Consider the following 8,564-nt stretch of genomic DNA (forward strand, 5'->3'; position numbering starts at 1 on the left):
GCATGCGAGAGAACTTTCGATTATTTTCAAGAAATAAAGCATTTCCAGAGTTACTGTTGTCTTCGACTTTTATCAATTTATTGTCGTTAGCGCTTCCTTTCACCATGCTACAGATTTACGACCGAATTTTGCCAAATCAAGGTTATGGCACCGCCACTATCTTAGTGTCTGGGGTTGCTATCGCCATATTGCTTGAACTGGTTTTAAGGTATGGCCGAAGTTGGCTGTTAGCCGCTTCTGCTGCAAATTTTGAATTAGAAACCACCACGGATGTGGTCAGCAAGTTAATGAAAGCTGACTACAATCATGTTGAGGCCATGGGTACAGGCCGAATAGCAAATGGGCTTGCTAGTATCGCCAGTATGCGAGAACTCTATTCAGGCCAAGCCATTGTCGCATTGATGGATTTTCCTTTTGTACTGATTTTTTTAGCATTAGTTGCCTATATTGGCGGTCCGTTAGTCTTCATACCGATTGCTGTCTGGCTTGTTGTTGGTGCACTGGTTTTCTATATTGGAAAAAAGTTAGCAACTGCGACTCACGCGTTAGCTTTATCTGATGCAGAACGAACTAGAATGTTGATTTTAGTCCTTTCAGGCTTAACGACTGCTAAAGCACTATCTTTAGAAGATCGTTTATCTGGCATTTATAACAACATCAATCACCAACGGCTTGAGAGTCAACAGCAAGTCGATTGGCTTTCGGCCAAGCTTCAAGAAGTCATTCAAGGTGCTGCACAAGGGACGACGCTGATATTAGTGATGTTAGGTTGTCTTGAAGTGCTCAACGGCTCACTGACAACTGGTGGATTAGCCGCCTGCTCTATATTAGCGGGTCGAGCGGTTGCGCCTTTAAGTGCGATTATTAGCTTACGGTCACGCTTGGTGAGTGCACAAACGGCAATGTCCCATGTTAATGACTTAACCCAACTTCCGGAGGAGTCTTTTCAAGGAACTAAAACCTACCAACAAAAATTGCCTTTAGGTCCTATCCACTTCGACAATATCAGCAGTAAAAACCTTGGCACAGCTATCACTCATTTCAGCCATCACATTCAAGCGAATAGTTTGGTCACGTTGCAATCAAATCCATTAAGTCATGCAAGCCATCTGTTAAGTATTATCGCAGGGTTTCAACAAGTATCAGCTGGTCAAGTGACGATTGATAATATTGCCATCCACCAACATGATTCGAAAGAGTTCAGACAGTCAATCACTTATGTAGCACCTTGGCCAACATTGTTTGCTGGCAGTTTAATAGAAAACATGACGATGTTTCGAGCCGAATTTGAACCTCAAGCTATGGCTATTGCAGACAGTTTAGGGCTCACAAGTAAAATAGCTGAACTACCCAATGGTTATCAAACAATGGTCGGTGATAGTGACAGCCAAATGTTGAATAAAGGCGCAATTAAGCTCATTGCGATTGTGCGAGCAATTGTGCAAAAACCTTCAATTTTATTACTAGATGAACCAATGATATCGCTTGATGCTGATGCACAAGGCCGTTTACTCGCCTTACTGCAACAATTAAAACAGCAAATGACAATAGTTGCTGCCTCTCATTTTACCGAGCTTGCAAGTTTAAGTGATGAATGTATTGAAATAAATGGCGTAGCGCACCGCGAGATGGACAAATCTACGACAACGAAAGCGGCACAGGAGGTAAGCTCATGAGCACGACTGAATTGGAGCTAAAACCACTTGTAGTTGACTTGTTCCAGCAACTTGGACTGTATACACAAGCCAGTAATATTGCTAACGATCATAATAACACTGATCTGAATACACTCGGGTTATCACGGTTATTGAAAAAGCATCAAATAGGCTTTTCAGTGACAAATAATACGGCAAAAAATCTGCATTTATCGATACACCCTTTCCTTGTTATTCCCCAAAATGAACCAGGGTTTATTGTCAGAAGGCAGGGCCATGTTTTTGAAGCATTAACAGGAAACCAATGGCAATCAATAGACTTAACTCAACTCAATGATACGGCTTATATTTTCTTAATCGAGTCGTTACCAACCACCAGAAAAAATGTTAATGCGTTTGCCGCTCATATGAGTAAAAGAACCAAATGGTACAGACCGGTTTTTTGGCTAAGTTTACTCTCAAGTATCACCGGACTTGCAGTGCCATTTTTTACCATGGCTGTATACGATCGCGTAATAGGAGGCCAAAGCCCTGCTATTTTGCCTAGCATTGCATTGGGTGGTTTATTAGCAGTCGGAATATTGATTAGCACTCGACTTGCTCGCGCACAAATCTTATCAACAACCAGTAATCGTTTTGCTAGAGATCTGTCTGAAATCACTTTTTATCGCTTATTACATATGCCTTTAATGGTGTTATCTAGGGTAGGAATTTCAAATCATATCGCTCGAATGCGCAATGCGGAAAAAGTTCGCATGTTATTATCTGGCCCTGGCGGTGGGGGGCTGGTTGATTTGCCTTTTACCCTCATAGCCTTGTTCGCCATCATGTTTTTAAGCGGCTGGTTAGTCCTCGTGCCAATTGGTATGTTGATGCTTTATTACCTCGTGATGCAAGTACTCAATAAATATGTCCAAGCTGCTTCACCCACAATCAGCGGTGAATATCAAAATGCGATGAGTGAGTTATCAAAAAACTTACTTCAATTAAAAGCTGCTGGTGATACCGAAGCTTGGCAAACCAAGTTTATTCGTCAAAGCCGTGAAAACAGTCGCCAAAATTTTCTCTATGCAAAGCGTAATGGTCTTAACGCTGCTGTTGCACATTCCCTCAGTTTATTTACTGCACTCATTACTGTTTTTACCGGTATCTTTTTAGTCTTAGATCAAACGATATCGCCAGGAGCACTTATTGCTTGTGTGATGATGATATGGCGAATTACAGGACCAGCTCAGTTAGCTTTCTCATCGAAACAAAAATTCACCATGATGGATATTGCGGTCAAACAATTTGATCGTTTCATGCAAGCTAGCACCGAACAATCAGAATTAAGGCTAGACACGCCAGATAATACCAAAGCGCCATCATTAGCTTTCCAACACCTTACATTACGCTACAAAGCTGAGGGAGAGGCTGCATTGTCTGGCGTGACATTTGATGTAGAACCTGGCGAATTAGTGGCAATTATCGGTCCAAATGCTTGTGGTAAATCGACACTTTTACTGAGCGCATTAGGCGTATTAGAAGCTCAAGCTGGCTTTGTCACATTGAATGGTAAAAACCTTAAGCAGTATGACACTGAAATCTTTCGTCATTGGGCTGCATATAGTCCATCTCAGCCGGATATTTTCCCCGGTACATTAGCTGAAAATATCAGAATAGCAAAACCCAAAGCCAGCGATAAAGAAATTATTGATGCACTGATAAAAGCGGGAGGTGAGAGCTTCTTTAACAGCATTAATAATGACCTTAGCGTCGACTTACTAGGTGAGAATAATGCCATGCTATCAGCAATAGAGGGCAGCTATATCAACTTAGCACGCGCCATAATAAAGCAATCACCATTAATGTTATTAGATGAACCACTGCCCCACCGAAACCCACTTTCAAAAGCAACGTTGATAGAGACATTATTAAACCTTAAAGGTAAATCCACCGTACTGTTTACGAGTCACGATCAAGAGTTAATCCAACACGCTGACAAGGTCATTGTTCTAGATAAAGGTGCTGTGGTTTATGCAGGCCCAATACCAGACAAGGCTACTGAAACATCAAAAAAACCAGATACAACTGAATCCCCTTCGACCGTCGCCATGCAGGAGTCTCCAACCAATGGATAATCGTCAACTAGCTAACCGAGTATGGCCAGAACACGAATTTGCTGAAGCAATAGAAGCGCCCGCAGAGCGTAAAATCATTCGTAATATTATTTTAATTATTACAGGTTCAATATTAATCATGCTGATATGGTCAATTTTTACCAGCGTGGAAGAAATTTCTAAATCGAAAGGTCAAGTGGTGCCTCTCGGCCACCGCCAAGTTATTCAAAGTCGTTCAGGAGGAACGATTGCATCCGTTGTTGTTGAGGAAGGTGACGTTGTTAAAAAGGGAGATATTCTAGCGAGTTTTGTGTCTATCGATAGTCTATCCGCTGAAGAAGAACTCACCAGCAAACGGGCTAACCTCATTATGCGAATAGAACGCTACGATGCCTTTACCGAACAAAGAGAAGCTAACTTTAGCGAATTTGCAGTTGAGTACCCTCAACTCCTCAGGCTGCATAAATCATCATTGCAACGTATGAATGAAGAACGCTTTGCAATGGAGCAACTGTCTGAATCTGATATTGATAAAACTCAAGCTGAACTTGAAGGTCTAAAAGCTGAGATACCTCCGTTAAGCGATCAGATACAAACCGCAGAACAAACCCTAAATATGATGTTATCTGTCACAGCAGAGCAAGCGGTATCTAAACTTCGCATTTTAGAGTCGCAACAGAAACTGGATTCTTATATCCGTGAACTGAAATCGATGGAAAGCAAGCAGCAGGTTCTATCAAAAAACTTAGTTAATTTAGAACGACAACTTAAGCAAAAACAAGCCTCGTTATTTAAAGAGGTTGGTGAAAAGCGTACCGATACTCAAGCTGAATTGTTAGGTGTTATTGCTAGGCTTAAATCTTCTGATTCTTTGGTGTCTCAAAACACAGTAACAGCGCCTGTTGACGGAATTATTCAATCCATCCCGACTAGTTCTACTGGCAGTGTAATTCAACCTGGTGGGACTGTCGCCGTCATTGTTCCAATGACTAAGACAGGCCTAATGGAAATTAAACTCTCACCTCGTGACATTGGCTTTGTTCATGTTGGTCAAAATGCTCGAATAAAAATTGATGCCTTTGATTACAGCCGCTATGGCGCACTCGATGGCATTGTTAAGCGCATATCTCCTAGTACAGACTCCGACGAGAAAGGCGGCGTATTTTATAAAGTGCAACTATCAATTGATAAACCTTACTTCCTCGACAACCCTGGACAATACGAACTGATCCCTGGCATGACAGGTGAAGCAGACATTGTTACAGGCGAAAAAAGTGTTTTCCAATACTTATGGAAACCGGTTTTTACCAACATTAATGAAGCATTTGGCGAAAGGTAGGAGTCCAACATGACAAAGGATAATAAGGGTCATCAATCTTCGGGCTCCGACCAAATACATTCTGATAATGAAATTCATGAAGAGAATGATAAAACCGTTGACGTGAATGCTGCAGAGCAGAAAAAACGGGATAACAAAGCGAAACAAGCAGTAAAAAAAATTGATACGCAAGCGCAGAAACTTAAAGCCAAAGAACTGAGAGATACGGCACCGGTTAAAGGAGCTTTGAATCAAGATTTAGTGGCAGACAAAACGTCGCATAGTTTATCCGCCCATCAAACTCAACCTTCAACAAGCGAAAAGGTAGCCTCAAAAGCTGACAATACTACTCTCACAGCACCAAGTGAACGCATTAGCAACGTTGAGCAACAAGTCACATTAAATGCAGTATCTGAAACAGTTGAAAATAATCCTGACTCAACGGCGAAAACCCAACAAGCGCTAGTTAAAGAGACCGGTTCAACTGAAACAACAGGCATAGACCACTCAGGTCAGTTTCGAGGTGGACATACCGCGACACAGGATATAAGTCAGTTTAAAACTGCGAAAATTTCACTTGCTGAACATTCGGAAAATCAGCATTTTAGCATTGACTTAAGCAGTCAACGTATTCACAACCCAGCCTTTGTCCCTCCCCAAGAGCCAAAACCACTCACTCCAGATGAATTAACTGGCACTGGCACTGGCACTGGCACTGGCACTGGCACTGGCACTGGCACTGGCACTGGCACTGGCACTGGCACTGGCACTGGCACTGGCACTGGCACTGGCACTGGCACTGATAAAACGCCTACAAGCATTGCAAGTCAACAACATATACCGCAATTAAAAGAAGATAATGTTATTAGCAGCGCATCAGGACAGATGCATGTAAAAGGCTCTGATACCGAACATATTTCTTGGTCAGTTGACACCGTTCAAGGGCAGTATGGGCATATCGTCATTGATCCTGTCACAGGTCAATGGCAATACTTACTGGATAATAGTAATAGTCAAACGAACGCACTTTCAGAAGGCGAGCAACAATCGGAACAATTCATCATTACAGCAACTGATAACAATGGCCACAAAGCCTCTAGCATCATTGCAGTAGAAGTTGAAGGAAGTAATGATTTACCGACTATTTCAGGTATGCATAATGCGACTATCAACAGCGCTGGTAACATTGATAACGTAAGTGGGACATTAACAAGTTCTGATCCTGATCATCATGACCAAAGTGTATGGAACGTTGAGCAGCCCAATGGCAAGTTTGGTCAATTATCAATTAACCCTAATACAGGCGAATGGCAATATCACCTCGATAACCAATCAAGTTCGACCTTAGGACTTCATTCAGGGCAACAAGCAAGTGAATCTTTTACAGTAACAGCTACTGATAGTTCAGGAACGCCAGTTTCAAAAGAAGTCACTATTGTTGTTATTGGTAAAAATGAAGCCGCTGTCATTTCTGGCGTATCTACAGGTAGCATTACCGAAGATAAAAACCTAGTAACGCAACATTTATCAGTGACAGGACAATTATCTGTCACTGACACAGATACAGGTGAAAGTCATTTCCAAGCATCATCTTTACAAGGGCAATTTGGTCATCTAGTTATTAACGAATTGGGTCATTGGACTTATACAGCCGACAATACCCAAACCGTCATTCAAGAGCTCAAAACTGGCGAATCACTTACCGACACTTTATTAGTTCACTCAGTCGATGGCACTGAGCAGAGAGTTACCGTTACCATCAATGGCACCGACGATAAAGCAGTGATCGGTAACATTATTTCCTCTACAGACAACGCCTTTAATTTAACAGCCCCAACACCTGAGGGAGAAACATTCGCTTCTCTCAAAGAAGACTTCAACGTCATACAAGGCGAGTTGCACGCAGAAGGTCAACTATCAATTTCAGATTTAGATAAAGACCAAGCTCACTTCCAAACTGATGTTTTACAAGGTCAGTTCGGCACTCTGTCGATCAATAACCTAGGCCGCTGGACTTATACTGCAGACAATTCACAACAGACTATTCAAGATCTGAAAACGGGTGAGTCGCTTACTGATACACTAGTCGTTCACAGTGTCGATGGCACCGAGCAGAAAATCTCAGTCACCATTAATGGCACTGACGATAAAGCGGTCATTGGTGGTTCAAGTTCAGCTTCATTGACTGAAGACAAAGACGTCCATCAAGGACAACTTCATGTCGATGGTGCGTTAACTGTTACCGATGTAGACAATGGTCAAAACCAATTCCAAGCCACTGTGCAACAAGGTAAATTTGGTTCGCTTTCTTTGAACGAACTTGGCCATTGGACCTACACTGCTGATAACTCTCAATCTGCCATCCAAGGGCTGAAAACGGGCGAATCACTGACAGACACTTTATTAGTTCATTCAGTCGATGGCACCGAACAAAAAATAACTGTGACCATCAACGGCACTAATGATAAAGCTGTTATTGCTGGTACTTCAACAGCACAGCTAACGGAAGATAAAGACGTCCATCAAGGACAACTTCATGTCGATGGTGCCCTCACCGTAACCGATGTCGATTCAGGACAAAACCAATTCCAGGCCACTGTGCAACAAGGTCAATTTGGTTCGCTTTCTTTGAACGAACTCGGTCATTGGACCTATACAGCTGATAATTCTCAACCAGCAATTCAAGGCCTTAAAACAGGCGAGTCACTCACCGATACTTTATTAGTTCATTCTGTTGATGGCACAGAGCAAAAAATCTCTGTGACCATTAACGGCACTGATGATAAAGCGGTCATTGGTGGTACAAGTTCAGCACAATTAACCGAAGATAAAAATGTTCATCAAGGACAACTGCATGTCGATGGTGCATTAACCGTTACTGATGTTGATAGTGGTCAAAACCAATTCCAGGCCACTGTGCAACAAGGTCAGTTCGGCACTCTGTCGATCAATAACCTAGGCTGCTGGACTTATACTGCAGACAATTCACAACAGACTATTCAAGGTCTAAAAACGGGTGAGTCGCTTACTGATACGCTAGTCGTTCACAGCGTCGATGGCACTGAACAAAAAATCTCAGTGACCATTAATGGCACTGACGATAAGGCGGTCATTTCTGGTACAAGTTCAGCACAATTAACCGAAGACAAAGACGTCCATCAAGGACAACTTCATGTCGATGGTGCCCTCACTGTTACAGATTTAGATAACGGCCAATCTCAGTTTTCAGCAGAATCTTTACAAGGTCAGTTCGGCACATTGTCGATTAATAACCTAGGTCATTGGACCTATACTGCTGACAATTCCCAACAGGCTATTCAAGGGCTGAAAACCGGTGAATCATTAACGGATACTCTCATAGTTCATTCGGTCGATGGCACCGAGCAGAAAATCTCAGTAACCATTAATGGCACTGACGATAAGGCGGTTATTGGCGGTATAGCTACAGCTTCACTAACCGAAGACAAAGACGTCCATCAAGGACAGCTGCAC

4 protein-coding genes are annotated in these 8,564 nt (G+C 42.4%); all 4 read left to right on the forward strand.

The genetic code is table 11. The annotated features are described in order from the left end of the window. Window positions 1-2 precede the first annotated feature (2 nt). Window positions 3-1,676 carry an ABC transporter transmembrane domain-containing protein gene (locus L2737_RS15595; protein WP_248956306.1) on the forward strand — a complete coding sequence of 558 codons (1,674 nt, stop codon included), beginning with the start codon at window positions 3-5 and terminating at the stop codon, window positions 1,674-1,676. Beyond that, window positions 1,673-3,775: a peptidase domain-containing ABC transporter gene (locus tag L2737_RS15600; RefSeq protein WP_248956307.1), complete on the forward strand. Its 2,103-nt coding sequence runs from the start codon at window positions 1,673-1,675 to the stop codon at window positions 3,773-3,775. The genes L2737_RS15595 and L2737_RS15600 overlap by 4 nt, the downstream gene beginning before the upstream one ends. Then, entirely contained in the window at window positions 3,768-5,093 is a 1,326-nt protein-coding gene (locus L2737_RS15605; RefSeq protein WP_229371247.1) for an HlyD family type I secretion periplasmic adaptor subunit, read from the forward strand. The genes L2737_RS15600 and L2737_RS15605 overlap by 8 nt, the downstream gene beginning before the upstream one ends. 9 nt (window positions 5,094-5,102) lie before the next feature. Further along, window positions 5,103-8,564 (forward strand): VCBS domain-containing protein (locus L2737_RS15610; RefSeq protein ID WP_248956308.1); only part of this gene is annotated, 3,462 nt, incomplete at its 3' end.

Source organism: Shewanella electrodiphila, assembly GCF_023283985.1.
GTDB lineage: Bacteria > Pseudomonadota > Gammaproteobacteria > Enterobacterales > Shewanellaceae > Shewanella > Shewanella electrodiphila.

Excerpts from the sequence above, each read along its gene's own strand:
- L2737_RS15595 (WP_248956306.1), top strand. The coding sequence starts at position 3 with ATGCGAGAGAACTTTCGATTATTTTCAAGAAATAAAGCATTTCCAGAG.
- L2737_RS15600 (WP_248956307.1), top strand. The coding sequence starts at position 1,673 with ATGAGCACGACTGAATTGGAGCTAAAACCACTTGTAGTTGACTTGTTC.
- L2737_RS15605 (WP_229371247.1), top strand. The coding sequence starts at position 3,768 with ATGGATAATCGTCAACTAGCTAACCGAGTATGGCCAGAACACGAATTT.